Origin of the sequence: Pseudomonas sp. GM50, assembly GCF_000282375.1 — a bacterium.
GTDB lineage: Bacteria > Pseudomonadota > Gammaproteobacteria > Pseudomonadales > Pseudomonadaceae > Aquipseudomonas.
The window spans coordinates 39,241-64,271 of the sequence record NZ_AKJK01000078.1 but is presented as its reverse complement, the minus strand read 5'-3'; the positions used below and the strand labels follow the sequence as shown (position 1 = coordinate 64,271).

Annotated in this window: 26 protein-coding genes and 4 tRNA genes; 11 read left to right on the top strand and 19 right to left on the bottom strand. The window is 57.8% G+C overall.

The genetic code is table 11. The features are described from left to right. Positions 1-131: 131 nt before the first annotated feature. The 8 genes from lon to PMI30_RS10515 form a co-directional block, all read right to left on the bottom strand. A complete protein-coding gene (lon, locus tag PMI30_RS10480; protein ID WP_007901802.1) occupies positions 132-2,528 on the bottom strand; it encodes an endopeptidase La in 2,397 nt (798 codons plus the stop codon). A gap of 264 nt (positions 2,529-2,792) precedes the next feature. After that, positions 2,793-4,076, bottom strand: coding sequence for an ATP-dependent Clp protease ATP-binding subunit ClpX (clpX, locus tag PMI30_RS10485; RefSeq protein WP_007946893.1), 1,284 nt, complete (start codon positions 4,074-4,076; stop codon positions 2,793-2,795). A gap of 113 nt (positions 4,077-4,189) precedes the next feature. Beyond that, on the bottom strand, positions 4,190-4,825 hold the full coding sequence (gene clpP / locus PMI30_RS10490; protein WP_007901795.1) for an ATP-dependent Clp endopeptidase proteolytic subunit ClpP: 636 nt from the start codon (positions 4,823-4,825) through the stop codon (positions 4,190-4,192). 93 nt (positions 4,826-4,918) lie between these two features. Further along, the gene (tig, locus tag PMI30_RS10495) at positions 4,919-6,229 is read right to left on the bottom strand and encodes a trigger factor (RefSeq protein ID WP_008011426.1); all 1,311 of its coding nucleotides are present in this window, start codon (positions 6,227-6,229) and stop codon (positions 4,919-4,921) included. 399 nt (positions 6,230-6,628) lie between these two features. Continuing rightward, positions 6,629-6,704, bottom strand: a tRNA-His gene (locus PMI30_RS10500). A 78-nt stretch (positions 6,705-6,782) separates the two neighbouring features. Further along, positions 6,783-6,867 (bottom strand) — tRNA-Leu (locus PMI30_RS10505). Positions 6,868-6,924: 57 nt separating this feature from the next. After that, a tRNA-His gene (locus PMI30_RS10510) sits at positions 6,925-7,000 on the bottom strand. Positions 7,001-7,032: 32 nt separating this feature from the next. Next, positions 7,033-7,109 (bottom strand) — tRNA-Arg (locus tag PMI30_RS10515). Between the two features lie 275 nt (positions 7,110-7,384). Here PMI30_RS10515 and folD point away from each other — a divergent pair. Further along, on the top strand, positions 7,385-8,239 hold the full coding sequence (gene folD / locus PMI30_RS10520; RefSeq protein WP_007901791.1) for a bifunctional methylenetetrahydrofolate dehydrogenase/methenyltetrahydrofolate cyclohydrolase FolD: 855 nt from the start codon (positions 7,385-7,387) through the stop codon (positions 8,237-8,239). Positions 8,240-8,478: 239 nt separating this feature from the next. Then, entirely contained in the window at positions 8,479-9,417 is a 939-nt protein-coding gene (gene pbpG, locus PMI30_RS10525) for a D-alanyl-D-alanine endopeptidase (RefSeq protein ID WP_008011424.1), read from the top strand. Positions 9,418-9,473: 56 nt separating this feature from the next. Here pbpG and PMI30_RS10530 read toward each other — a convergent pair whose 3' ends face one another. The 3 genes from PMI30_RS10530 to PMI30_RS10540 form a co-directional block, all read right to left on the bottom strand. After that, on the bottom strand, positions 9,474-9,698 hold the full coding sequence (locus PMI30_RS10530; RefSeq protein ID WP_007901789.1) for a hypothetical protein: 225 nt from the start codon (positions 9,696-9,698) through the stop codon (positions 9,474-9,476). Positions 9,699-9,705: 7 nt separating this feature from the next. Next, a complete protein-coding gene (locus PMI30_RS10535; protein WP_008011421.1) occupies positions 9,706-9,924 on the bottom strand; it encodes a DUF6021 family protein in 219 nt (72 codons plus the stop codon). A gap of 94 nt (positions 9,925-10,018) precedes the next feature. Further along, positions 10,019-10,747: a peptidase C39 family protein gene (locus tag PMI30_RS10540; RefSeq protein ID WP_008011419.1), complete on the bottom strand. Its 729-nt coding sequence runs from the start codon at positions 10,745-10,747 to the stop codon at positions 10,019-10,021. Between the two features lie 171 nt (positions 10,748-10,918). On the opposite strand from PMI30_RS10540, the gene PMI30_RS10545 reads away from it, so the two are divergent. Further along, positions 10,919-11,089, top strand: coding sequence for a hypothetical protein (locus tag PMI30_RS10545; protein ID WP_177318849.1), 171 nt, complete (start codon positions 10,919-10,921; stop codon positions 11,087-11,089). Between the two features lie 79 nt (positions 11,090-11,168). Here PMI30_RS10545 and PMI30_RS10550 read toward each other — a convergent pair whose 3' ends face one another. Further along, positions 11,169-11,918 carry a TerC family protein gene (locus PMI30_RS10550; RefSeq protein ID WP_008011416.1) on the bottom strand — a complete coding sequence of 250 codons (750 nt, stop codon included), beginning with the start codon at positions 11,916-11,918 and terminating at the stop codon, positions 11,169-11,171. Between the two features lie 28 nt (positions 11,919-11,946). After that, the gene (locus PMI30_RS10555) at positions 11,947-12,189 is read right to left on the bottom strand and encodes a hypothetical protein (RefSeq protein WP_008011414.1); all 243 of its coding nucleotides are present in this window, start codon (positions 12,187-12,189) and stop codon (positions 11,947-11,949) included. A 136-nt stretch (positions 12,190-12,325) separates the two neighbouring features. Between PMI30_RS10555 and nhaR the strand changes: the two genes are divergently transcribed. Next, positions 12,326-13,225, top strand: coding sequence for a transcriptional activator NhaR (gene nhaR, locus PMI30_RS10560; RefSeq protein ID WP_008011412.1), 900 nt, complete (start codon positions 12,326-12,328; stop codon positions 13,223-13,225). 4 nt (positions 13,226-13,229) lie between these two features. On the opposite strand, the gene PMI30_RS10565 is transcribed toward nhaR, so the two are convergent. Further along, complete coding sequence (locus PMI30_RS10565; protein WP_008011410.1) at positions 13,230-14,384, bottom strand: MFS transporter; 1,155 nt, start codon at positions 14,382-14,384, stop codon at positions 13,230-13,232. Between the two features lie 336 nt (positions 14,385-14,720). On the opposite strand from PMI30_RS10565, the gene sstT reads away from it, so the two are divergent. Further along, the gene (gene sstT, locus PMI30_RS10570) at positions 14,721-15,953 is read left to right on the top strand and encodes a serine/threonine transporter SstT (RefSeq protein ID WP_008011408.1); all 1,233 of its coding nucleotides are present in this window, start codon (positions 14,721-14,723) and stop codon (positions 15,951-15,953) included. A 139-nt stretch (positions 15,954-16,092) separates the two neighbouring features. On the opposite strand, the gene PMI30_RS10575 is transcribed toward sstT, so the two are convergent. Next, positions 16,093-16,602: a DUF1993 domain-containing protein gene (locus PMI30_RS10575; protein ID WP_008011406.1), complete on the bottom strand. Its 510-nt coding sequence runs from the start codon at positions 16,600-16,602 to the stop codon at positions 16,093-16,095. A 126-nt stretch (positions 16,603-16,728) separates the two neighbouring features. Here PMI30_RS10575 and PMI30_RS10580 point away from each other — a divergent pair, with 126 nt between their 5' ends. Then, positions 16,729-17,376, top strand: a complete 648-nt coding sequence (locus PMI30_RS10580) for a YceH family protein (protein ID WP_008011405.1) — start codon at positions 16,729-16,731, stop codon at positions 17,374-17,376. Positions 17,377-17,562: 186 nt separating this feature from the next. On the opposite strand, the gene PMI30_RS10585 is transcribed toward PMI30_RS10580, so the two are convergent. Next, positions 17,563-18,081 carry a cupin domain-containing protein gene (locus PMI30_RS10585; RefSeq protein WP_008011403.1) on the bottom strand — a complete coding sequence of 173 codons (519 nt, stop codon included), beginning with the start codon at positions 18,079-18,081 and terminating at the stop codon, positions 17,563-17,565. Between the two features lie 194 nt (positions 18,082-18,275). Continuing rightward, complete coding sequence (locus PMI30_RS10590; RefSeq protein WP_008011401.1) at positions 18,276-19,094, bottom strand: shikimate 5-dehydrogenase; 819 nt, start codon at positions 19,092-19,094, stop codon at positions 18,276-18,278. Between the two features lie 239 nt (positions 19,095-19,333). Here PMI30_RS10590 and PMI30_RS10595 point away from each other — a divergent pair, with 239 nt between their 5' ends. From PMI30_RS10595 to PMI30_RS10605, 3 genes are all read left to right on the top strand, one after another. Then, complete coding sequence (locus PMI30_RS10595; RefSeq protein ID WP_008011399.1) at positions 19,334-19,708, top strand: hypothetical protein; 375 nt, start codon at positions 19,334-19,336, stop codon at positions 19,706-19,708. Between the two features lie 194 nt (positions 19,709-19,902). Further along, the gene (locus PMI30_RS10600) at positions 19,903-20,097 is read left to right on the top strand and encodes a hypothetical protein (RefSeq protein WP_008011397.1); all 195 of its coding nucleotides are present in this window, start codon (positions 19,903-19,905) and stop codon (positions 20,095-20,097) included. Between the two features lie 100 nt (positions 20,098-20,197). Further along, complete coding sequence (locus PMI30_RS10605; protein ID WP_007901757.1) at positions 20,198-20,380, top strand: hypothetical protein; 183 nt, start codon at positions 20,198-20,200, stop codon at positions 20,378-20,380. Here PMI30_RS10605 and PMI30_RS10610 read toward each other — a convergent pair. Beyond that, complete coding sequence (locus PMI30_RS10610) at positions 20,377-21,438, bottom strand: AI-2E family transporter (protein WP_008011394.1); 1,062 nt, start codon at positions 21,436-21,438, stop codon at positions 20,377-20,379. The genes PMI30_RS10605 and PMI30_RS10610 overlap by 4 nt on opposite strands. Positions 21,439-21,612: 174 nt before the next feature. Between PMI30_RS10610 and trhP the strand changes: the two genes are divergently transcribed. Continuing rightward, a complete protein-coding gene (trhP, locus tag PMI30_RS10615; RefSeq protein WP_032835713.1) occupies positions 21,613-22,938 on the top strand; it encodes a prephenate-dependent tRNA uridine(34) hydroxylase TrhP in 1,326 nt (441 codons plus the stop codon). A 160-nt stretch (positions 22,939-23,098) separates the two neighbouring features. Here trhP and PMI30_RS10620 read toward each other — a convergent pair whose 3' ends face one another. After that, the gene (locus PMI30_RS10620; protein WP_008011392.1) at positions 23,099-23,962 is read right to left on the bottom strand and encodes a LysR family transcriptional regulator; all 864 of its coding nucleotides are present in this window, start codon (positions 23,960-23,962) and stop codon (positions 23,099-23,101) included. A gap of 96 nt (positions 23,963-24,058) precedes the next feature. Between PMI30_RS10620 and PMI30_RS10625 the strand changes: the two genes are divergently transcribed. Next, positions 24,059-24,970: a DMT family transporter gene (locus PMI30_RS10625; RefSeq protein WP_008011391.1), complete on the top strand. Its 912-nt coding sequence runs from the start codon at positions 24,059-24,061 to the stop codon at positions 24,968-24,970. Positions 24,971-25,031: the final 61 nt, after the last annotated feature.

The following is a 25,031-nucleotide window of genomic DNA, read 5'->3' as shown; positions in this document are numbered from 1 at the left end:
TATTTGAGTTTGATTCTAAGTTTTTTGGTGAAAGCAAAAAAACGAGTGCTGAATGGCCTACAGACACTTAAGAGCCGCTTTATAACAAGGGCTCTAAAAAACTGTCAACAAGCCCCCCAGGCAAATGCGTACTAATGCGTGCTAATTCTTTCCTTAGAGTCAGACTCGCGTTTTTCATCCTTTGCAACGATCTCCGGAACCACATCCGGCAAGGGCTCCGGCGCGTATTGCAGCGCAATTTGCAGGACCTCGTCAATCCATTTAACTGGTTTAATCTGTAGATCTTGCTTGATATTGTCAGGAATTTCCTTCAGATCGCGTACGTTCTCTTCAGGAATGATCACCGTCTTGATTCCGCCACGGTGAGCAGCCAGCAGTTTTTCCTTCAATCCACCAATCGCCAGCACCTGGCCACGCAAGGTGATTTCGCCGGTCATGGCAACATCTGCGCGTACAGGAATGCCAGTCAATGCTGACACCAGGGCCGTGCACATGCCTACACCGGCGCTAGGGCCATCTTTCGGCGTTGCCCCTTCAGGCATATGGATATGCGTGTCGCGCTTCTCGTGGAAGTCCAGAGGAATCCCCAGGCTCTTCGCACGGCTGCGGACAACGGTCAGGGCTGCGGTGATCGATTCGACCATCACGTCACCCAGAGAACCCGTCTTGATCAACTGGCCTTTACCCGGCACGACCGCGGCTTCGATGGTCAGCAATTCGCCGCCCACCTGAGTCCACGCAAGGCCCGTTACCTGGCCAATCTGATCCTGCGATTCAGCCAGGCCGTAGCGGAACTTACGCACGCCCAGGAAGTGCTCGAGCATGTCGGCAGTGACCTTCACCGAGAAGCGTTTTTCCATTGCATGCTCTTTGACTGCCTTGCGGCAAACCTTGGCAATCTGGCGCTCCAGCCCACGTACACCGGCTTCGCGGGTGTAGTAGCGGATGATGTCGCGGATCGCTTCGGCGTCAAATTCCAGCTCGCCCTTCTTCAGACCGTTGGCCGTGATCTGCTTCGGCGAAAGGTATTTGACAGCGATGTTGATCTTCTCGTCTTCGGTGTAACCCGGCAGACGAATCACTTCCATCCGGTCCAGCAGCGCCGGCGGAATGTTCATGGAGTTGGAGGTGCAAAGGAACATCACATCGGACAGGTCGTAATCGACTTCCAGATAGTGATCGTTGAAGTTGTGGTTCTGCTCGGGATCGAGCACTTCCAGCAACGCCGACGCCGGATCGCCACGCATATCGCTGCCCATTTTGTCGATTTCATCGAGCAGGAACAGCGGGTTGCGGACGCCCACCTTTGTCATCTTTTGAATCAATCTTCCTGGCATCGACCCGATATAAGTCCGGCGATGACCACGAATTTCCGCCTCATCGCGCACACCACCGAGGGCCATGCGCACGAATTTGCGGTTGGTGGCGTGAGCGATCGACTCCGCCAGAGAGGTTTTACCCACCCCAGGAGGACCGACCAGGCACAGCACCGGACCACGAATCTTCTTCACGCGCTTCTGCACAGCGAGGTATTCGAGGATCCGCTCTTTGACTTCTTCCAGACCATAGTGGTCGGCGTCGAGAATGTCTTCGGCACGAGCGAGGTCCAGACGCACCTTGCTCTGGGCCTTCCACGGCACTTGAACCAGCCAGTCGATGTAAGAACGCACCACCGTCGCTTCCGCGGACATTGGCGACATTTGCTTGAGCTTGTTCAGTTCGGCCTGAGCCTTGGCCAACGCGTCTTTTGGCAGACCAGCGGCATCGATACGCTTTTTCAGCTCCTCGATTTCGTTGTGGCCTTCGTCGCTGTCGCCCAGTTCTTTCTGAATGGCCTTCATCTGCTCATTCAGGTAGTACTCGCGCTGGCTGCGCTCCATTTGCTTTTTAACGCGGCCGCGAATGCGTTTTTCGACTTGCAGCAGATCGATCTCGGCATCCAGCAACGCCAGAACGTGCTCGACCCGGGCCGACAAATCGATGATTTCGAGGATTTCCTGCTTCTGCTCGATCTTCAGGGCCATGTGCGCGGCCATGGTGTCGACCAGGCGGCCTGGCTCGTCGATGCTGTTAAGCGACGACAGGACTTCAGCGGGGACTTTCTTGCCCAACTGCACATATTGTTCGAACTGAGCCAGCAGGCTGCGGACAAACACTTCCGACTCGCGCTCGGGCGCGTCGACTTCGTCGATCAGCGAAACTTCGGCACGGCAGTGGCCGTCGACTTCGCTGAAGCGCTCAACGGCGCCCCGCTGCTCACCTTCGACAAGAACCTTGACCGTGCCGTCAGGCAGCTTGAGCAGCTGCAGAACGGTAGCGATGGTGCCTACGCGATAAAGTGCTTCTTCACCGGGATCGTCGTCAGCAGGATTTCGCTGAGCCAGCAGAAGGATCTGCTTGTCACCCGTCATCGCTGCCTCGAGGGCTTCGATGGATTTCTCGCGCCCCACGAACAGCGGGATAACCATGTGCGGATAAACCACGACATCACGCAATGGCAGGAGAGGCAATTCGATGGTTGTCTTCATGATTTCGCCTCTACGGCGGCCATAAGGCCGTAAACAGATGGAAGTAAGCTTGAAACCAAGATGGGGGCTGTTTTCAAAAAAAACAAGCGGATAAAAGAACCACTTTAAAGATCGCTGCTTACGGCAGCGCCTGCATTGGTCCAGATGCATCAAAAATCAGGTCGACTGTTATGCCGCCTTCGCAGCGGGCGGCGATCCGACAAGCCAGCTCCCACAATAGCAAAGGGGCCCGAAGGCCCCTTCTTTATTCCAGCAGTGTGACGCTTAGGCGTCCGGCGCTGCCTTGGCAGCCGGCTCACTGTTTTCGTAGATATACAGTGGCTTGGACTTGCCTTCTATAACGCTTTCATCGATCACTACTTTACTCACCTCGGACTGCGAGGGGATTTCATACATAGTGTCGAGCAATACACCTTCGAGAATCGAGCGCAGTCCACGGGCACCGGTTTTGCGTTCCAGGGCACGTTTAGCGACCGATTTCAGTGCGTCAGCCCGGAATTCCAGGTCCACGCCTTCCATCTCGAACAGCTTGGCATACTGCTTGGTCAGAGCATTTTTCGGCTCGGTGAGAATCTGCATCAACGCAGCCTCATCAAGCTCGTCCAGCGTGGCAAGTACCGGCAGACGACCGACGAATTCCGGGATCAGACCGAACTTGACCAGATCGTCAGGCTCGACTTCACGCAGGGATTCACCGACTTTCTTGCCTTCTTCCTTGCTGCGCACTTCCGCGTTGAAACCGATGCCGCCCTTGGTGGAACGGTTTTGAATAACCTTTTCCAGACCGGAGAACGCACCACCGCAGATGAACAGGATGTTACGGGTATCGACCTGAAGGAATTCCTGCTGCGGATGCTTGCGACCACCTTGAGGTGGGACGGAAGCGACCGTGCCTTCGATCAACTTGAGCAGGGCCTGCTGCACGCCTTCACCGGAAACGTCCCGGGTGATCGACGGATTGTCGGATTTACGCGAGATCTTGTCGATCTCATCGATGTAGACAATGCCCATCTGGGCTTTTTCTACGTCGTAATCGCACTTCTGCAGCAGCTTCTGAATGATGTTCTCGACATCTTCACCCACATAACCCGCCTCGGTGAGGGTGGTTGCGTCGGCGATGGTGAACGGAACGTTCAGCAAGCGGGCCAGTGTTTCGGCAAGCAGGGTTTTACCCGAGCCTGTCGGGCCGATCAGCAAGATGTTGCTTTTGCCGAGTTCGACGTCGTCATTCTTTTTGTCACGCTGGTTCAAACGCTTGTAGTGGTTGTACACCGCTACGGCCAGAACCTTTTTCGCACGTTCCTGACCAATCACGTACTGATCAAGGATGCCGCTGATTTCTTTAGGCGAAGGCAATTTATGCGCGCTGCTTTCGGCCTGGGCTTCCTGCACCTCCTCACGGATGATGTCATTGCACAGGTCGACGCACTCGTCGCAGATAAAGACCGAGGGGCCGGCAATCAATTTGCGCACTTCATGCTGGCTTTTGCCACAGAAGGAGCAATAGAGCAGCTTGCCGTTGTCCTCGCCGTTGCGGGTGTCAGTCATTCGTTCGATCCAAATCCGATAGGCTTGCAACACAAGATGAAGGCTATTGCGGGCTTTTTCAAGCCCGCCAGTGATCAGACCAGCTGACCAACCCTATTTTGAGCTGCTTATTATTAAGCGGGGCGCTGGTTGATCACTTCATCGATCAACCCGTATTCACGCGCGGCTTCAGCGCTCATGAAATTATCGCGGTTGGTATCGCGCTCGATTTCTTCAAGCGTGCGCCCGCTATGCTTGGCCATCAGCGTGTTGAGACGCTCACGAATGAAGAGGATTTCCTTGGCGTGGATTTCGATATCCGAGGCCTGGCCCTGGAAACCGCCCAGTGGCTGGTGAATCATCACACGCGAGTTCGGCAGGCAGTAACGCTTGCCCTGGGCACCGGCCGTCAGAAGAAACGCGCCCATGCTGCACGCCTGACCGATACAGGTGGTCGATACGTTTGGCTTGATGAACTGCATGGTGTCATAGATCGACATGCCCGCCGTCACCGAACCGCCCGGGGAGTTGATATAGAGATGGATGTCCTTGTCCGGGTTTTCCGCTTCAAGGAACAGCAGTTGCGCACAGATCAGGTTGGCCATGTAGTCCTCTACCGGGCCAACCAGAAAAATCACTCGCTCCTTGAGAAGACGCGAGTAGATGTCATAGGCGCGCTCGCCACGAGCAGACTGCTCGACAACCATCGGGACCAGGCCGCCTGCGGCCTGGATATCAGAGTTCTGCTGAATATACGAATTACGGAACATGCTCTGCAGTCACTCCCAAATAGTTATGTCTTGAATACGCATAAGCCAGCACGAAGGCTGGCTTATGGTGTGTGCTTCTTACCGCAAAAACGATCAGTCGGCTTGTGGAGCTTCTACCGGCTTGACTGCTTCTTCGTAAGAGACCGATTTGTCGGTCACGCTAGCTTTCTGCAGAACAGTATCCACAACTTGTTCTTCCAGCACAACCGAACGGACTTCGTTCAGTTGCTGGTCATTCTTGTAGTACCAAGACACAACCTGCTCAGGCTCCTGGTAAGCCGAAGCCATTTCCTGAATCATCTCGCGAACACGGGCTTCGTCAGGCTTGAGGTCGAATTGCTTGACCACTTCAGCCACGATCAGACCCAGCACAACGCGGCGCTTGGCTTGCTCTTCGAACAGCTCGGCCGGCAGTTGGTCAGGCTTGATGTTGCCGCCGAACTGCTGAACAGCCTGCACGCGCAGACGGTCAACTTCGTTGGACAGCAGAGCCTTCGGTACTTCGATCGGGTTGGTGGCCAGCAGACCGTCCATAACCTGATTCTTGACCTTGGATTTGATCGCCTGACGCAGTTCGCGCTCCATGTTCTTGCGAACTTCGGTGCGGAAGCCTTCCAGACCGGTTTCCTTGATGCCGAATTGAGCGAAGAATTCTTCGGTCAGTTCTGGCAGTTTAGGCTCGGAAACGGTGTTCACGGTCACGGTGAACTCAGCGGTTTTGCCTGCCAGGTCGAGGTTCTGATAGTCCTCAGGGAAGGTCAGGTTCAGAACGCGCTCTTCGCCGGCTTTAGCGCCGACCAGACCGTCTTCGAAACCAGGGATCATGCGGCCGGAACCCAGCACCAGCTGGGTGCCTTTGGCGGAACCGCCAGCGAACACTTCACCGTCGACTTTGCCGACGAAATCGATGTTCAGTTGATCTTCGTTCTGAGCAGCGCGATCGGCGACTTCGAAACGGGTGTTCTGCTTGCGCAGGATTTCCAGCATCTTGTCCAGATCGGCATCAGCCACGTCAGCGCTCAGGCGCTCGACAGCGATACCTTCGAAACCGGCAACGGTGAACTCAGGGAACACTTCGAATACGGCTACGTATTCCAGGTCCTTGCCTGCTTCCAGGGATTTAGGCTCGATCGAAGGCTGACCAGCCGGGTTCAGCTTCTGCTCAACCACAGCTTCGTAGAAAGAAGACTGGATTACGTCGCCTACAGCTTCCTGGCGAGCGTCAGCACCGAAACGGCGCTTGATTTCGCTCATTGGCACTTTGCCTGGACGGAAGCCAGCGATCTTGGCCTTTTGGGCAGTCTGCTGCAGACGCTTGTTGACCTGGCTCTCGATACGCTCAGCCGGCACGGTGACGCTCATGCGGCGCTCAAGAGCAGTAGTATTTTCAACAGAAACTTGCATGGATATTCCTCGTTGCACAGACGTTAGCCGGCCGTTTCCGACCCCAGAATCAAGGGCATGCATTCTAGTGGGTCAAACTCAAGAAGTCACCCTACTGAAAACGGGTAAAAAAGCAGCAGGCAATTTATAGGCGGGGACAAACGGTTGTGCCTCGCCCTGTTAGCGAATACAGCCAGTCATGCCAAGGCTCTGCACCCATCCTTCTATATATAGAAGGAATCGGCAATCCATCCCTGACAGCCAACCCCGCGAGGGGATCGGCGGGCAAATCGAGCATCATCGAGAAACATAAATACGACGAAGCGACCAGCCCCTGCGGCCCACAACGGCAGCCGCCGATACTCAAACCACTGAAACAAAAAAGGCGCCAGACTGTTAAATCTGGCGCCTTTCGAAATATGGGGTGGACGATGGGGATCGAACCCACGACAACGGGAGTCACAATCCCGTGCTCTACCAACTGAGCTACGCCCACCATATTGCGTGACAAAGAAGCCAAACAACTTCTTTGTTGAGCCCCAACCAAGCCAAGCGGCAAGAGTGAAGCTTTATTTGGTGCGGATGAAGAGACTCGAACTCTTACGCCTCGCGGCGCTGGAACCTAAATCCAGTGTGTCTACCAATTCCACCACATCCGCGGATTGAAGCCGTTAAAGCAAAGGCGCCAGACTGTTAATCTGGCGCCTTTCGAAATATGGGGTGGACGATGGGGATCGAACCCACGACAACGGGAGTCACAATCCCGTGCTCTACCAACTGAGCTACGCCCACCATATCGCGCTACTTGTGCCAAAGCTGCCTAATGGCGCACCCGGCAGGACTCGAACCTGCGACCATCCGCTTAGAAGGCGGATGCTCTATCCAGCTGAGCTACGGGCGCCTTGTTAATCTGTACCCTTGAAGGACTACAAACTAAGTGCTTTTCAGCCTTGCGGAACCGTAACTCCGCTCGACCTTATCAACCAGTGCTAGGCTGTGCCCGACAAGTGCGACGAATAGTATAGAGCCCCCCAGAGGTCGTCAAATCCTTTTTATAAAAAATTCATTTAATTAAAGGAGTTAGGGGAATTTGCAGACCAAGCGCCTTTGCCCTCACCTCATGACATGCGAGAATGCGCTCTCTTTTTTTCCCCTCTCGATGGTTAATCACGCGCAATGACTGCACAACTAATCGACGGCAAATCGATCGCCGCCAGCCTGCGCCAGCAGATCGCCAAACGAGTCGCCGAGCGTCGCCAGCAAGGCCTGCGCACGCCCGGCCTCGCGGTGATCCTGGTCGGCAGCGATCCTGCCTCTCAGGTTTATGTCTCGCACAAGCGTAAAGACTGTGAAGAGGTCGGCTTCCTTTCCCAAGCCTACGACCTGCCTGCCGACACCACTCAGCAAGCGCTGGCCGATCTGATCGATCGCCTGAACGACGACCCGGCGATTGACGGCGTTCTGCTCCAGCTGCCTTTACCTGAACACCTGGACGCCTCCAAATTGCTGGAGCGCATTCGTCCTGACAAGGACGTCGACGGTTTCCACCCTTATAACGTCGGCCGTCTGGCCCAGCGTATTCCGCTGCTGCGTCCGTGCACACCTAAAGGCATCATGACGTTGCTGGAAAGCACCGGTGCCGATCTATACGGGATGGACGCGGTGATTGTCGGGGCTTCCAACATTGTCGGCCGCCCGATGGCGATGGAACTGCTGCTGGCCGGTTGCACCGTGACCGTTACCCACCGCTTCACCAAGGATCTGGCAGGCCATGTCGGTCGCGCCGACCTGGTGGTGGTTGCCGCCGGCAAACCGGGCCTGGTCAAAGGTGAATGGATCAAGGAAGGCGCGATCGTGATCGACGTCGGCATCAATCGTCAGGAAGACGGCAAGCTGGTCGGTGACGTGATCTACGAAACCGCCCTGCCCCGCGCCGGCTGGATCACTCCGGTACCGGGCGGCGTTGGCCCGATGACGCGCGCCTGCCTGCTGGAAAACACGCTGTACGCCGCGGAAACACTGCACGCCTGAGTTCACGCTTGCGTGCAGCACCGTATAAAAGAACCCCGCCCATCGCGGGGTTCTTTTTGCCCATGAAAAAAGACAGACCACCCGCCGGAAATTAACCTTTTTTTCATGTTTCCAAGGACTTTGACCTGAACATCGAACAACCATCGACAGTTCTTCAGCCATACTCCTAAAATGCGTCGCTTTTTAAAGAAACAGCCCGTTACAAAAACGGTATATCCACCCTTTATGAGTCCGCCAGCGTGAAAATCCGCCTTTCAATCCTGAGCTTGTTTTTTGCATTTACAGGGACTTTCACCACGCCAGCAATTAATGCCGCCGAAACCATCGAGGCGCCCCGAAACACTTCGCAACTGAAGATCGCTTCCGGCAGCGCATTGCTGATGGATCTGCAAACCAACAAAGTCATCTACGCCAACAATCCGGATGTTGTGGTGCCGATTGCTTCCGTCAGCAAACTGATGACTGGCCTGGTGGTGGTAGAAGCGCGACAAAACATGGACGAATACCTTTCCGTCAATATCAGCGACACCCCGGAAATGAAAGGCGTGTTTTCCCGAGTCAAACTCAAAAGCGAATTGCCGCGCCGGGAAATGCTGCTGATTGCCCTGATGTCGTCGGAAAACCGTGCTGCCGCGACGCTGGCCCATCACTATCCGGGCGGTTATGTCGCGTTCATTGCCGCCATGAACGCCAAAGCCAAAGCGCTGGGCATGACCAGCACCCACTTTGTCGAACCGACGGGCCTCTCCCCTCGCAATGTGTCCACTGCCCGCGACCTGAGCAAACTGCTGATCGCCGCACACAAGTACCCGCTATTGACTCAGCTGAGCACCACCAAGGAAAAAACCGTTTCGTTCCGCAAACCCAACTACAGTCTGGGTTTCCGCAATACCGACCACTTGGTAAACAAGCCTAACTGGGACATCCAACTGACCAAGACCGGTTTTACCAACGAGGCCGGTCATTGCCTGGTGCTGGTCACCAGCATGGGTAATCGTCCAGTAGCCCTGGTGATTCTCGATGCCTTCGGCAAGTACACGCACTTTGCCGATGCCAGCCGGATTCGCAGCTGGGTCGAAACCGGCAAGAGCGCCAACGTGCCGTCCGTCGCCCTGCAGTACAAATCTGACAAGAACCTCAAGCATCGCCAGAGCGGTGTGGTTGAAGCATCGAAATAAGGTCGAACCGCCTCCAAATGAAAGCCCCGAATATTCGGGGCTTTTTTTGTCCGGGTTTAATCATTGGGCAACGGCATCTGATCGTCATCCGGGATGCCATCCCCGGCACTCGGGTCTCTCCAGCCCTGTGGATGCTTGGTCGGCACCACTGTCGGCCTGGCCAAGGGATCCCTTAACGGGCTGTCCGGATCCATCACCGGGTCCAGGTCCGCTTCAGGGGTTGTCGGAACACTGTCTGGAGGGTCTGGCCGTTTGTCGTCAAAGCTCGAATCGGTAGACATACGCACCTCACTGAGACTTGGGTTTCAGATTACCGAGTGGGTCGTAAGGCTTCGCGGGTGCCTTCTTGCCCTCCTCGCCCGGCTTTATATCCCTGGGCGCCCTGGCAGGCCCGATGGGGTCGACCTGAGGATCGGCAACGTCTGGAGAATCGGGGTCGAACCCCAACTCATTATCAGACGAATGCTCAGACGAGTGCGGGCCGGTGGGGGTATTGGACTGTGCCATGGACGCCTCCTGTTCATGGTCCCGGAAAAATCCGGGCCCTCTACTTGAGACTTCAGCATAGCGTGGCGGTGCCATGCTGATGACGAGCGGAAACTTACTGCGCGGTCAGCGCCTTCTTCGCCCGGGCTGCCGCCTGTTCCTGACCTGACTGGGCAAGATCGCTCGCCGCTTTCAGCCAGCGCGACTGATCGACATTGGCTGGAATCTGATCCGGTTTCTGGATCAATACGGCCCAACCGCCGGCATTCTCGAATGCTGATTCAAAGGAGCTGAACCCCATCAGCAACCGACGATCCATCCCGGCGCGCAGCAGCACGGTCTGCTTCTGACGGTTGTAGCCAGCGAGAATGGCGTATCGGGGCTCCGCCCAGAACGCCGAGCCTTCCGTGAAGCGCACCATCACCGGATAACCGGCGGCGACCTGGGTCAGCAGCGCCGGCAAATTTTTGTCGAGGGGGTAGACCACCATCCCGTATTCGCGGGCGAGGTTCTGCATGTTCTGCTGCAGGCGGTCTTCGGCACCCGGCAAATGCAGAGGTTTGTCGAGCAACCCCGGGGTTATCACGATGCCCTGCTGGGACAGCAGACTAGCCAGCACCTGAGGCCCGCTTTGATAACTTTGCCCACGGTAGAACGTACCGCTGAGTTCGACCCGCTCCGGCAGACGCTTGATCTCGGGCGCCACGCTCCCCGCACAGCCAGCCAGGCCGGCAACGCAGCCAACGATCAGCACCAAAGATCGAATTCGAGAAAATACCCGCACCATCATCACTCTCTTGTTCAGACGCCAGGCAATCGCACAGCCGGCTTGGCCGTCGATCATAGGATGCCGCGCGGCAGCGGTATAGCCTTAACCGGCAGTTGATTGCATTCGATAGAGCGAACTGTTTGATGACAGACGACCTTTGGTCAATAGCCTGAAATACAGCAGCGGCTAGACTGTCACTTACCAAGGACGAATGTGTGCCCGATGCAGGGCAAAGAGGAGGCACTGATGAGCCTGACAATGACCATTGTAATGTTGATTTCCGGCTGGCTGGCCGTGGCCGCCGCCATGCTGTGGGGCGTTTTGCGTATTACCCGCCGGCACCATCACCACCCGGTTCAATCGGCACCTGTGGCGAAAACCGATAAAGCGGCTGCACACCCCGCTACCGCGCACTGACCGGCGCTTTTCGGTCGTCCAGACAAAAACGGCCGCCTGGACTCTTTCGAGTTCAGGCGGCCGCTTCGTTTAACGCAGGTTAAGCTTCAGCGGCGATGCGCTTCTGCCTGGCCCGACGCGACAGCATGTTCAAGCCTTCAATCGTGGCCGAGAACGCCATGGCCGCGTAGACGTAGCCTTTGGGTACGTGGGCGCCAAAACCTTCGGCGATCAGCGTCATGCCGATCATGATCAGGAAGCCCAGCGCCAGCATCACCACCGTCGGGTTGTCGTTGATGAACTTGGCCAGAGGGTCAGCCGCCAGCAACATCACCAGTACCGACACCACCACCGCAATGATCATGATCGGCAAATGCTCAGTCATGCCGACAGCGGTAATGATGCTGTCGATAGAGAACACCATGTCCAGCAGCAGGATCTGACCGATCGCAGCGGCAAAGCCCAGGGTCACCGTCGAGGTGGCCGACGTCGGATCATCCGGCGCAGGGTCCATGCTGTGATGGATCTCGGTGGTCGCCTTCCACAACAGGAACAGGCCACCCGCGATCAGGATCATGTCCTTCCAGGAGAACGCGTGGCCGAGAATCTCGATCACCGGCTCGGTCAGTTGGACGATGAACGCGATGGTGCTCAACAGTGCCAGGCGCAGGATCAACGCCATGCCGATACCGATCCGCCGCGCCTTCTGACGATGCTGTTCGGGCAGCTTGTTGGTGAGGATCGAGATGAAGATCAGGTTATCGATGCCGAGCACGATTTCCATCACCACCAACGTGGCCAGGGCGACCCAGGCAGTGGGGCTTGCAGCAAGTTCTAAAAGGTATTCCATGGGTCAGTCCTGACTCGTTGTAGACGGTTTAGATTTCCTGGGACGAAGATTCGGATTTGTCCGTCTCTTTGGCCGATTGTTCTTTCTTGCTGATCAAGCCGCCGGTGGCATCGCTCAACGCTTGCTCGGCGGCTTTGTGGGTATCGTCAATCGCCTGTTTGGCGGTTTCGGCGGCCTTGCCCATCAATTGCTGAGCGCTTTTCTCGGCCTGGTCGCAACCGGCCAACACCAGTACAGACGCAATCAGCAGCGCGGTGGTTTTAAGCTTCATGATGCTTTCCTCGATAGAACAGACAGAACCGAAAAGGCGATCCGTCGATAGCGAGGCATTCTAAGGAAGCAAATACTTCAGTAAAATTCGTATTTTTAGCGGTTATACTTCGGTTTTAACGAACTATAGGCCCGCTATGCTCAACTATCGGCAATTGCATTACTTCTGGGTGGTGGCCAAGACCGGCAGCATCGTGCGCGCCTGCGAGCAGCTGAACCTGACGCCACAGACCATCAGCGGGCAAATTTCCCTGCTCGAGCAAACCTATGGCATCGAGTTGTTTCGCCGGGTCGGCCGGCAGCTGGAACTCACCGAAGCCGGGCGTCAGACCCTGCCCTACGCCGAGCAGATGTTTCAACTCGGTGGCGAGCTGGAGTTGATGCTGCGGGCGCAGCCCAATGAGCAACAGATTCTGTTTCGGGTGGGCGTCGCCGACGTAGTCCCCAAATCCATCGTTTATCGCCTGATTGCGCCAACCATGGAGTTGAGCGAGCCCCTGCGTATCACCTGTCGCGAAGACAAACTGGAACGCTTGCTTGCCGACCTGGCGATTCAGCGCCTCGATCTGGTGATCTCCGACAGCCCGATGCCCTCGCATCTGGACATCAAGGGCTACAGCCAGAAACTCGGCGAATGCGGCATCAGTTTCTTCGCCACCGCAGAATTGGCGGCGCGGTATGGCCAGGACTTCCCGCGCAGCCTGCACGGCGCCCCGCTGCTGATTCCCGGGCCGGAAACCGTGGTGCGCAGTCGCTTGCAACGCTGGTTTGCCGAACAGCAGATCCAGCCGCAGATCGTCGGCGAGTTCGACGACAGCGCCTTGATGCAGGCCTTCGGCCAATCCGGCAGCGGGATATTCATCGGCCCGAGCGTGATTGCCGACGAAGTGAAACGCCAATGCGGCGTGGAATTGATCGGCCAGACCGATGCGGTGAGCGAGTCGTTCTACGCCATCTCGGTGGAACGCAAGATCAAGCACCCCGGCATTGTCGCGATTACCGAAGGTGCCCGACGCGAGTTGTTCACCGAAATGTGAAGCCTCAGGCGCAGATTTCCCGGGGCTTGAAGGTCATCAGCGCCATCGCCAACAGGATCGAGACCAAGATAAAACCGGCCGCCGCGAAACCCAGGCCGCCCAGGCCAACACTGTCGATCACTCGCCCACCGACCATCGCGCCCAGACCGATCCCGAGATTGGCCCCGGCAATGTTCAACGACGCAGCAAAGGCCGGCGCCTCAGGCGCAGCCTTCATCAAACGCACATGGCTGACCAGGAACAGCGCGGCCTGAGTCACGCCCCAAATCCCCATCGCCGCCGCCAGACCCAGCGGCGAATGAATGTTCGGTACCAGCGTCACCATGCCGGCGATCATGAACGCGCAAAACGTCACAGAAGCGATCAGTGGATGCCGATCCACCGCACGACCACCCAACGAATTGCCGATCAAGCCGACCGCACCGAAGCCCATCAGGCACCAGCCGACCACCGTGCCGTTGAAACCGGCGAGGCGCTCAAGAATGTCCGCCAGGTAGGTGTAAGCGGTGAACATGCCGCTGAACACCAGGATCGATAACAGCACATGCCCCAACATCAACGGGCTGCGCAGGATTTTGAACTGCGAACGGAAACTCACCTGATGCTGGTGCAGGTTGGTTTTCGGCAGGTAAATAAACAGCAGCAACGCCTTGGCAAACGCGATCACCGCCAGAATGCCGAAAGCACTGCGCCAGCCGAACGCATCGGAAATCAGCGTGCCCACCGGAATGCCGAACACCGTGGCGCAGACAATGCCGAAACCGATCTTGGCGATGGCCCGCCCGGCGTAGTCCGGCCCGACGATGTCCACCGCGGTTTCACTGGCCAACGCCCAGAACACCGGCAACCCCAGCGCCGGAATCAACCGGGCAATGGCCATCACCCCGATGTTCGGCGCCAGTGCCGCCAGTGTGTTGGCCAGACCGAACATGATCAGCACGCTGATAAACAGTTTGCGCCGTTCAAACCTGGCGAAGTACGCCGTCAGGAACGGCCCGAACGCGGCGACGGTAAAGGCGAACAGGGTCACCAGCAAACCCGCTTGAGGGATGCTGACGTCCAGATCACGAGCGATTGCCGGCAACAGGCCGACGATGATGAATTCCGTGGTCAGCACCGTAAAACCGGCGGCGGACAACAGAAGAATGGGCAACAGCATGCAGAACTCCAGAAAAACGACGACACCAGCGACAGCCCGAAGGCTCACTGGCAGAACTTGAAAATGAGGATGGCGAAGCTTAACAGAGAGTTTCCGGACGAGGTTGCACGAACCTGCAAATCGCGTTGAGCAATCGGGTGGCAGATCGTCACAGGTCTGAAGGATCACGGCTACGCTGTGATAAAGTCCGCGACCCTGCGGTACTTACACTTTGCTCATCGGCCATTCACTGGCATTGATGTCGCGATCCCCTTCGGTTCCCTCCATGTGGCCTGCCCGGCTTTTTGCTGCATGAGCCAAGGAACCCTGCACCCTAATAAAATCAGAGATGCCGTTATGACCGCTTCATCCCCTTCTCTCTTGCAACGCCTGAAACACAGCAGCCTGGTCACGCAAATCATCATCGGCCTGATCGCCGGGATTACCCTGGCGCTGTTCGCGCCCGAACTGGCCAAGTCCACCGCCTTCATCGGCAAAGTGTTCGTCTCGGCGCTGAAGGCTGTCGCGCCGATCCTGGTGTTCGTGCTGGTCATGGCCTCGATTGCCAATCATAAGCACGGCCAGGAAACCCACATCCGGCCAATTCTGTTTCTGTACCTGCTGGGCACCTTCGCGGCGGCCGTGGTGGCGGTGATCGCCAGTACGCTGTTTCCGTCGAGCCTGGTGCTGTCGACCCAAGACGTTGCGGTGACCGCGCCGGGTGGCATCAGCGAAGTGTTGCAGAGTCTGTTGCTCAGCGTGGTCGACAACCCGGTCAGCGCGCTGATGAATGCCAATTTCATCGGCATTCTGGCGTGGGCAATCGGCATGGGCGTTGCGATCCGCCATGCCGGCGAAACGACCCGAGAAGTGCTGGGCGATCTGTCCAACGGCGTGACCTTGATCGTGCGCCTGGTGATTCGCTTCGCGCCGTTGGGGATCTTCGGCCTGGTGGCTTCGACCCTTGCCACTTCCGGTTTCGGCGCCTTGATCGGTTACATGCATCTGTTGGCTGTATTGCTGGGCTGCATGCTGTTCGTAGCGCTGGTGATGAACCCGGCCATCGTGTTCTGGAAGCTGCGTCGCAACCCGTATCCGCTGGTACTCACCTGCCTGCGCGAGAGCGGCATCACTGCGTTTTTCACTCGCAGTTCGGCGGCGAACATTCCGGTCAACCTGGAATTGAGCAAGCGCCTGGGCCTGCACGAAGACACCTATTCGGTATCGATCCCGCTCGGCGCCACCATCAACATGGCCGGTGCCGCGATCACCATCACCGTGCTGACCCTGGCCGCCGTGCACACCCTGGGCATCGCCGTGGATATTCCGACAGCCATCCTGCTCAGCATCGTCGCGGCGATCTGTGCCTGTGGCGCCTCGGGCGTGGCCGGCGGTTCGCTGTTGCTGATTCCACTGGCGTGCAGCCTGTTCGGCATCCCGAGCGAAATCGCCATGCAGGTGGTGGCAGTCGGCTTCATCATCGGTGTATTGCAGGACTCGGCGGAAACCGCGCTGAACTCCTCCACCGACGTACTGTTCACCGCGGCGGCGTGCCAAGGTGAGGAGTTGAAGGCGCAGCGTTTGGCGTAAAACGCACCTGTAGGAGCCAGGCTTGCCGGCGAAAGCGATCTTACGTACGCCTTCGCCGGCAGCCTGGCTCCTACAGGGGGTAAAACGAAAAAGCCCGCCAAGGCTTACACCTTGGCGGGCTTTTTTGTACCTGGGCGGTTTAGAACGCGCCCATGTAATCACGCTTGCCGACTTCCACACCGTTGTGACGCAGCAGTGCGTAAGCAGTGGTGACATGGAAGAAGAACTGCGGCAGACCGTAGCTCAGCAGGTAAGCCTGGCCAGAGAAGCGCTTCTCTTTAGGGGTGCCTGGGCGGGTAACGATCTCGATGCCTTCCTTGCCGTCGATCTGCTCGGGTTTGATCTCGCCAATGAAGGCCAGGACCTTGGCGATCAACGCTTGCAGCTCGGCGAAGGTGGTTTCTGTGTCGTCGTATTTCGGCAGCTCGACTTCAGCCAGACGCGACGAAACGCCTTTGGCGAAATCAACAGCAATCTGCACCTGACGCACCAGCGGGAACATGTCCGGGTACAGACGGGCTTGCAGGAATGCGTTCGGGTCGATGTTTTTCGCCGTGGCGTGGGCTTCGGCCTTGCTCAGGTTATTGCTCAGGGCATTGAGCATTTGCTGGAAAACCGGAATAGAAGCGGCGTACAGAGAAATGGTCATAGTGGTCTCGTGTGGTGACAGGAGTAAAAACGTGGAGCGATTATAGCCATGCCCGACCGACCTGCGGCTTGTCTTTTATCCAGCAAGGATTAGGCTAGCCGCTTCGACTGCCTAGGGAAAAGCGCGATGAGCACTGAGCAAGAAACGACTTTCGACGAACCGCGGCTCAACAGCACGGAAATCCGCATCCTGGGCTCGTTGATCGAGAAACAGGCCACCAGCCCGGAAACCTATCCGCTGACCCTCAATGCACTGGTGATTGCCTGCAACCAGAAAACCAGCCGCGAGCCGGTGATGAACTTGAGCCAGGGCCAGGTTGGCCAGAGCCTGCGCGCTCTGGAAGGTCGTGGTTTCACCCGACTGGTGATGGGCAGCCGTGCTGACCGCTGGGAACATCGGGTCGACAAGGCGCTGGAACTGGTGCCGGCGCAGGTGATTCTGACGGGGCTGTTGTTTCTACGCGGTCCACAGACAGTCAACGAACTGCTGACCCGCAGCGGCCGCATGCATGACTTCGAAGATGCCGAGCAGGTTGTGCATCAGCTCGAGCGCCTGATCGCCAGGGGGCTGGCGCTATTGATCCCGCGCCAGGCCGGTCAGCGCGAAGACCGTTACATGCACGCACTGGGTGATCCGGCGGATATCGAAACGATCCTGGCTGCCCGGCAAAATCCTGTGGAACGTGGCGCCAGTGGCGGTGTGTCGGTTGAGCGAATCGAAGAGCTTGAAGCACGGATTGCGGCGCTGGAAGAACGGCTGGCACGCCTCGAATAACCAAAGGGCGGACCTCTGTGGCGAGGGGGCTTGCCCCCGTTCGGCTGCGAAGCAGTCGTCAATCGATGACTGCGTTTTTTCTGAAGTAACACGCTGAGTGGTTTTGGGAGCGCTTCGCGCTGGAGCGCCAGCCCGGTCCAACGGGGGCAAGCCCCCTCGCCACAGGTCCGCGTTCAACCCTAATAGCTACTCACCGTCCCAATAATCCACACCATCGGCCTGCCTGGCGACGGCGGCGAAACCTGAAGCGTTGCCCTGGGCATCGACCTTGAAATCGTCCATCACCACGTATTTTCCGGAATCCGGGTATTCGCAAATGTCCGGCGATTGCTGGCTGCTGACCGCCAGATAACGCAATTCGCCGTTGCTGTTATTGATGATCTGGTGCGCGGTTTCAGGACCGCCCGCCGGGCAGGCGATCACGTCACCGGCGCGGATCGCAAAGCGTTCGGCGCCAAGACGAACTTCCCCCTCGCCGGCCACGATGTAGAACATCTCCTCGTTGACCCGATGGCTATGAAACGGACTGCCACGCATGCCCGGCTCCAGGGCATACAACCGATACCCCAGCTTTTGCGCGCCCAATTGCTGGCCGATGCGGGCCAGGCGTTGCTGATAGCGGCCGGCGGCGTCTCCGGTGGGGGCAAAACCTTCGGGCAATGGTGCAAGTTCGACCTGATCCAGGTTGAGAATGGCGGGATGCATGAGAACCTCGGTCACGGTGGCTGGGGAGCAAGTCTTCGCTTGCTGGCGGCCAGTATAGGCGGGGATATTCGTGGGCAAGTGCCAGGGCAGGCAGGAAACCGAGTCGAGACAATCGCGAGCAGGCTCGCTCCCACAGGTTCAGCGCTGACCTTGCTCGCGAAGGGGCCGGTTCAGCCGGCACATGATTGGAATAATCAGCTGCGGGCAAACGCCACGGCTTTCTGGAACTGTTCATCGGTCGGCCGCACGCCGGTGTACAACACGAACTGTTCCAGTGCCTGGATCGCAATCACTTCCAGCCCGGTGATCACCCGCTTGCCTTCGGCACGACCGCGCACGATCAGCGGTGTTTCCGAGGGGATCGCTACTACATCGAAGACAGTTTCGGCCGCAGCGATAGCGTCAGGCTCAAACGCCAGTTGATCGGCCTCCGGCCCGCCGGTCATGCCGATGGGCGTGACGTTGATCAGCATCTGCGGGCGTTGGCTTCCCAGCTCCGCCTGCCATGAGTAACCCAACGATTCAGCCAAGGCACGTCCGGCACGCTCGTTACGAGCCACGATCAGGCCGTTTTTGTAGCCGCCATCGCGCAAGGCACTGGCCACAGCCTTGGCCATGCCGCCACTGCCGCGCAGGGCAAAGGTCGAATCCTTGGGCACCTGATGGGTTTCAAGCAACTGGGCGATGGCGATGTAATCGGTGTTGTAGGCCTTGAGGTGACCGTTGGTATTCACAATAGTGTTGATCGATTGAATGGCTTCAGCCGATGCATCCAGTTCATCGACCAATGCAATACAAGCTTCCTTGAACGGCATCGACACGCCGCAACCCCGAATGCCCAAGGCACGGATGCCGCCAACGGCGCCCGGCAAGTCCTGGCTGCTGAAGGCTTTGTAGTAGAAATTCAGGCCCAGTTGTTCGTACAGATGGTTATGAAACCGCAGGCCGAAATTGCCGGGGCGCCCCGAGAGTGACATGCACAGCTGAGTGTCTCTGTTGGGGTTCATCTGCATTGGAATCTCCTTCGATAGCACTTTCGGATGGACGGGATTAGCCACTTCACCGGTTCTGATTGATCATAAAAGCCAGTCTGCACTTGGCACACAGCCGTAAAGAAGCCGGTACAGACCTTACACAAAATTTACCCAACGGCTGTGCTGATTTTCAAAAAAATGCTGTCTTAGAAGTATCCCCGCGACAACTTGTGTCTATTGCAGACGCGAGCGCCGGGTCGAAGAACCGAGGACTTATCATGATCCGTAAAATCCCCACAGTAGCCTTGCTGATCGGTGCTCTTGCTATCGCAGGGCAGGCAGAAGCAGGTGGTCATGGTCATGGCGGCTGGGAAGGTCCGGCAGTGTTTGGTGCGATCGTCGGCTCGGCAATCATTGGCTCAGCAATAATCGGCCGCGACCGTCCCGTGTATGTGGAGCAACCGGTCTACGTTCAGCCACAACCGGTGTACGTGCAGCCACCGCCTGTTTATTACCAACCGGCGCCGGTCTACGTTCAACAACCGATGTACTACCGCCCCGCACCGATCTATTACGGTCCGCCACGCGGGTATGGTCCACCACGCAGCTATTACGGCCCTCCCCACGGTTATTATCGTGGCGACCGCTGGTAACACGCTCATAAGGCCCCGCTTTAACAGCGGGGCCTTTTTTGTGACCACTGGCCGGACGAAGTCTGAATAAATCTCGTCAAGGTCGCTGTCGGGACAGTACCGGCAGGTAAAGTTGGTCATATTTATGTCATGTCCGATCCGCAAGCTTGGATCTGTCCGTAAACAACAGGTTGATAAAAACAAGGACGACCTTCATGCCCACACAAAACCCGCATCGCATTGTCGGCTTGTGCACTTCCGACAAGGTGTACAACGCACTGACCGAGCTCAAACACCTGGAAGGCCATCGCAGCGCAAAATTTCTTTCGCTGCTGGCAGAAAACCTGGTGCGCAAAGGCCTGCTCAATGAGCAGGAAGTGGTGCATATGCTCGATCTAGTGGTGGATTGACCGCAGAACTCATTGGCATCAATGACGACTATCGAAAGCGTTGATTGTCCGTTCAAGCGTCCGATCCGTAAGGTAGCTCCATAGATTAATGGAGGTACTTATGGCTCAGGTTCAGATCATGTCCGTTATCGGCAGCGCCGTTCCCGCACAGCTCAGAGCGCGAGGATTGCTTGCCTGTTGGTATCTGGTGCAGGACGGCGAACCGATCAGCGGCCCGCTCACCTCGCTTCCCGCCGCCCAAGCCTTGTCGCAACGTATCGACTCAGGCCAGCTCAGCGCTTAAGGCAGCTGAACCTTGGGCTTGGAATCGATGAAAATCGCCCAGCTCGACACGAACAACGCCGCGATCAACGGCCCGATGACAAAGCCGTTCAGGCCAAAAAGCGCCAAGCCGCCCAGGGTCGAGATGAGGATCAAGTAGTCCGGCATTTTGGTGTCCTTGCCCACCAGGATCGGTCGCAGAACGTTGTCCACCAGGCCGATCACGAACACTCCGAACAAGGTCAGCACCGTGGCCTGCCAGATCGCGCCGCTGAACAGGAAATACGCCGCCACCGGTATCCAGACGATCCCCGCGCCCACCGCCGGCAACAGCGACAGAAACGCCATCAACACCGCCCAGAGCAGCACGCTAGGGATGTCCAGAAACCAGAAAATAAAACCTCCCAATGCCCCTTGCGTGATCGCCACCACCACATTGCCCTTCACCGTGGCCCGCACCACTCGATTGAACTTCAGTTGCAAACGACGTTTCTGGTTGTCTTCCAGCGGTATCGCCGCACGTACTTTACGGGCCAGTTCGGACCCGTCACGCAGGAAGAAAAACAGCAGGTACAGCATGACGAAAAAGCTCACCACGAATTCGAACGTGCCCTGACCAAAGTTGAACGCCTTGGTCGCGACAAACTGGCTGCCCTGCATCGTGCTCTTGATGATGTTCTCCCGAAGCCCGCTCAGCTCACCCATGCCGAAACGGTCGAGCAAGTACTGAACATAGGGCGGCAGACTTTGCTTGAACTGCGACACATACCCGGCGATGTCCAGTTCACCGCTTTCGATTCGGTTGTACAGCGCCGCCCCTTCCTGAACCAGCAAGGTACTGATGGTGATTACCGGCAGGATCGCGATCACTACACAGAGACTCATGGTGAACAGGGCCGTCAGGTTGCGTGGCCAGCCGAACCTCTGTTGCAACTGATGCTGCAAGGGCGAAAAAAGAATGCCGAGGATGACCGCCCAGAACACCGCGCCATAGAGCGGCAGCAGAATCCATATGAAGGCAATGCTCACCAGGGTCAGCAAGACCATCAGCGAGGTGTTTTGCAGCTTCGTTTCGTTCATGTCCGATCCATGCCAGTGCACAGGGGCGCCAACGCGCCTCTTGATGTTTAGTCCGCCACGGCTCGCGCGAGTGCCATCCGTTTTTCATCAAGCATAGATCCAGATCAATAAACCCCGCGGGCAGGCCGCTTACCCTTGCCGGCTTTTGCGATCGACACTGCCATGACCAGCGCCATGACGCTCACGCCCCCGGAACTGCTCGCCCCTGCCGGCACCCTGAAAAACATGCGTTATGCCTTCGCCTATGGCGCCGACGCGGTGTACGCCGGCCAGCCGCGCTACAGCCTGCGGGTGCGCAACAACGAATTCGATCACGCCAACCTCGCGCTCGGCATCGCCGAGGCCCAGGCTCAGGGCAAGCGTTTCTATGTGGTGGTGAACATCGCCCCGCACAACGCCAAGCTCAAAACGTTCTTGAAGGACCTGGAACCGGTGATCGCCATGGCCCCGGACGCACTGATCATGTCCGACCCGGGCCTGATCATGCTGGTGCGCCGGCACTTCCCACAGATGCCGATCCACCTCTCAGTGCAGGCCAACACAGTGAACTGGGCCAGCGTCGAGTTCTGGCAGCAACAGGGCTTGAGCCGGATCATTCTGTCTCGCGAACTGTCGCTGGAAGAAATCGCAGAAATCCGCCAGCACGTCCCGGCGATGGAGCTCGAAGTGTTCGTCCACGGCGCGTTGTGCATGGCCTATTCCGGGCGCTGCCTGTTGTCGGGTTACATGAACAAGCGCGATGCCAATCAGGGCAGCTGCACCAACGCCTGTCGCTGGAAATACTCGGCGACGGAGGCCAGCGAAAATCAGCTCGGCGAAATCGTTCAACAGTTCCGGCCCGAACCGACGCTGGGCATCGGCGAGCCGACCGATCAAGTGTTCCTGCTGCAAGAAGCCAATCGCCCCGGCGAACTGATGCCGGCGTTCGAGGATGAACACGGCACCTACATCATGAACGCCAAGGACCTGCGCGCCGTCCAGCACGTCGAGCGCCTGACACAGATAGGCGTGCACTCATTGAAGATCGAAGGCCGGACCAAATCGCACTTCTATTGCGCGCGCACCACCCAGGTGTATCGCCGCGCGATCGATGATGCGGTGACGGGCCGAGCATTTGATCGCAGCTTGATGACCGATCTGGAATCCCTGGCCCAGCGTGGCTACACCGAAGGTTTTCTGCGCCGGCATGTGCATGACGAATATCAGAATTACCAGAACGGCAGCTCGGTTTCAGAGCGCCAACAGTTCGTGGGCGAGCTGACTGGCGAACGCCGGGATCGGCTGGCCGAGGTGCGGGCGAAGAATCGCTTTGGCCTGGGCGATCACCTGGAACTGATGACGCCCCAGGGCAACTTCCACTTCGATTTGCATCAGCTGCAGAACGTCAAAGGCGAGGCGATCGAAGTGGCCCCGGGGGATGGGCACACGGTGTATTTGCCGATACCGGACGCGGTGGATTTGCGTTTTGGGTTGTTGATGCGGGATGTGGGCGTGAGTTGAAAATCATCATGGGCACGACACCGAACCTGTGGGAGCGAGCCTGCTCGCGATAGCGGCGTGTCAGTCACATTGATGTTGAATGTACCGGCGTCATCGCGAGCAGGCTCGCTCCCACATGAATAGCGCGTGACTGCCTGGCATCAGGGCAAGCCCCAAGTGATCACGCAAACTCCTCGCGCAACATCGCCACAAACGCTTCCCGCGCCGGGTGAACCCCGGCGTTTTCATGCCAGTAAAACAGGTTATCGATAGCCGTCAGCTCGGGGAATTCATACCCCGCGCACCCTGCCCCTTTGGCGTACTGATCGAAGATCCCCTTAGGCACCAGTGCTACACCGGCCCCGGCGCTGACGCAGCCAACAATCGCGCCATAACTGGCCAGGCTGACAATCGGCAATGCCTGCCCCTGACGCAGCAACCAATGCTCCAGCGCCGCCCGGTAAGGACAACCCTGAGGCCACATGAAGACGGTCTTGTCCTGCAAATCGGTGATCTCGCGCACCGGTCCCAACGACGTCGAAGCAATCAGCAGCAGCTCTTCGCGGTACATCGGCGTGCGCTTGAGGTGTGAGCGCTCGACATCCACCGCGACGATCGCGCCATCGAGCCGGTGATTGAGCGTGTCATCGAGCAATTGGCCCCAGCTGCCGGTAGTCAGTTCCAGCGCAACACCCGGATAGCGCTTATGAAACTTGGCCAGTAACCGCGGCAATCGACCGGTCGCCGATGACTCGATGGCGCCAATGCGCAACGGCCCGGAGGGCTCGGCCGACGGGTCCAGCGCGCGCTTGGCTTCAGCCGTCAGCGCGAGAATTTTCGCGGCGTAAGCCAGAAAGGTCTGGCCTGCCGGGCTGATTCGCAACCCTCGGCCCTCGCGCAGAAACAGCGCGACACCCAGCTCGGTTTCCAGGGACTTGATGCGCGCTGTGATATTCGACGGCACACAGTGCAGCAACTCGGCCGCCCGGGCGATGCTGCCGACGTCGGCGACGGTCTTGAACATGCGAATCTGTGCCAGCTCCATACATCACCCAAAGTGAACAGTTGACGCAGTATAAGTCAGTTGTGGCGAACGGTCAGGCTTCCGATACTCGGCGCATACGCCCACAGGTGCCTGACCATGCAACCACTCACACCCGCCTCCAATCACTCCGTCAAAATCATTCTGGCGATGGCGTTTGTCGTCGCCAGCTGGGGGTATTCCCCGACCGGTATTCATATCGGTTTGCAGGCCTATGACCCGGGGCATCTGGCGCTGCTGCGTTTTTTGCTGGCATCAGTGTTCATGGCAGTAGTCGCCGTGTTCCGAGGCATCCGCCTGCCGAACATTCGCGACTGGCCACTGCTGATCGTCCTCGGTTTCTTTGCCGTGAGCCTGCATCACGTCGCGCTGAATTTCGGCCAGCAAGGGGTCAGCGCCGGGGCGTCCAGTGTGTTGGCGCAAACCACGCCCTTGTTCAGCACGCTGCTGGCGCGTTTCGTGTTCAAGGACCGGGTGAGTGTCTGGCGCTGGGGCTGCGTGTTTCTGGGTTTGACCGGCGTGGTGATTGTGGTCGCCGGCGATCATGGATTGGGGAGTATCGACGCTCACGGCTTGCTGATTTTGCTGGCGGCGGTGTCCTGGAGTTTCTACTTCGCGCTGCAGAAACATCAGTCCGGGCGCTACGACGGGTTGACGCTGGTCTGCTACACCGTCTGGTCGGGAACGGCGTTGTTGCTGGTTTATCTGCCGGGGCTGACCAGCGAAATCGTCACCGCGCCGCTTCACGTGCAATGGGCAGTGCTTGCATTGGGCGTGTTTCCCAGCGCCCTCGCCTATCTGGCCTGGGCGTTTGTGTTGGCTCATGTGGATTTGAGCCGTGCGACGATGACGATGTATTTGATTCCGCCCGCGGCCATGGCCATTGCCTCTGTTGGCTTGGGCGAGCAGCCGACGCTGATGGTGGTGATGGGGGCGGTGGTGGTGCTGGTCAGTGTGTTGGCGCTGAATCTGGAGCGGCGGTTTTTTGGGATTCAGGTGACCAGTGTTTGATCACTTATGTGCGTTGATGCATCCGGCGCCTTCGCGAGCAAGCCCGCTCCCACACTGATCG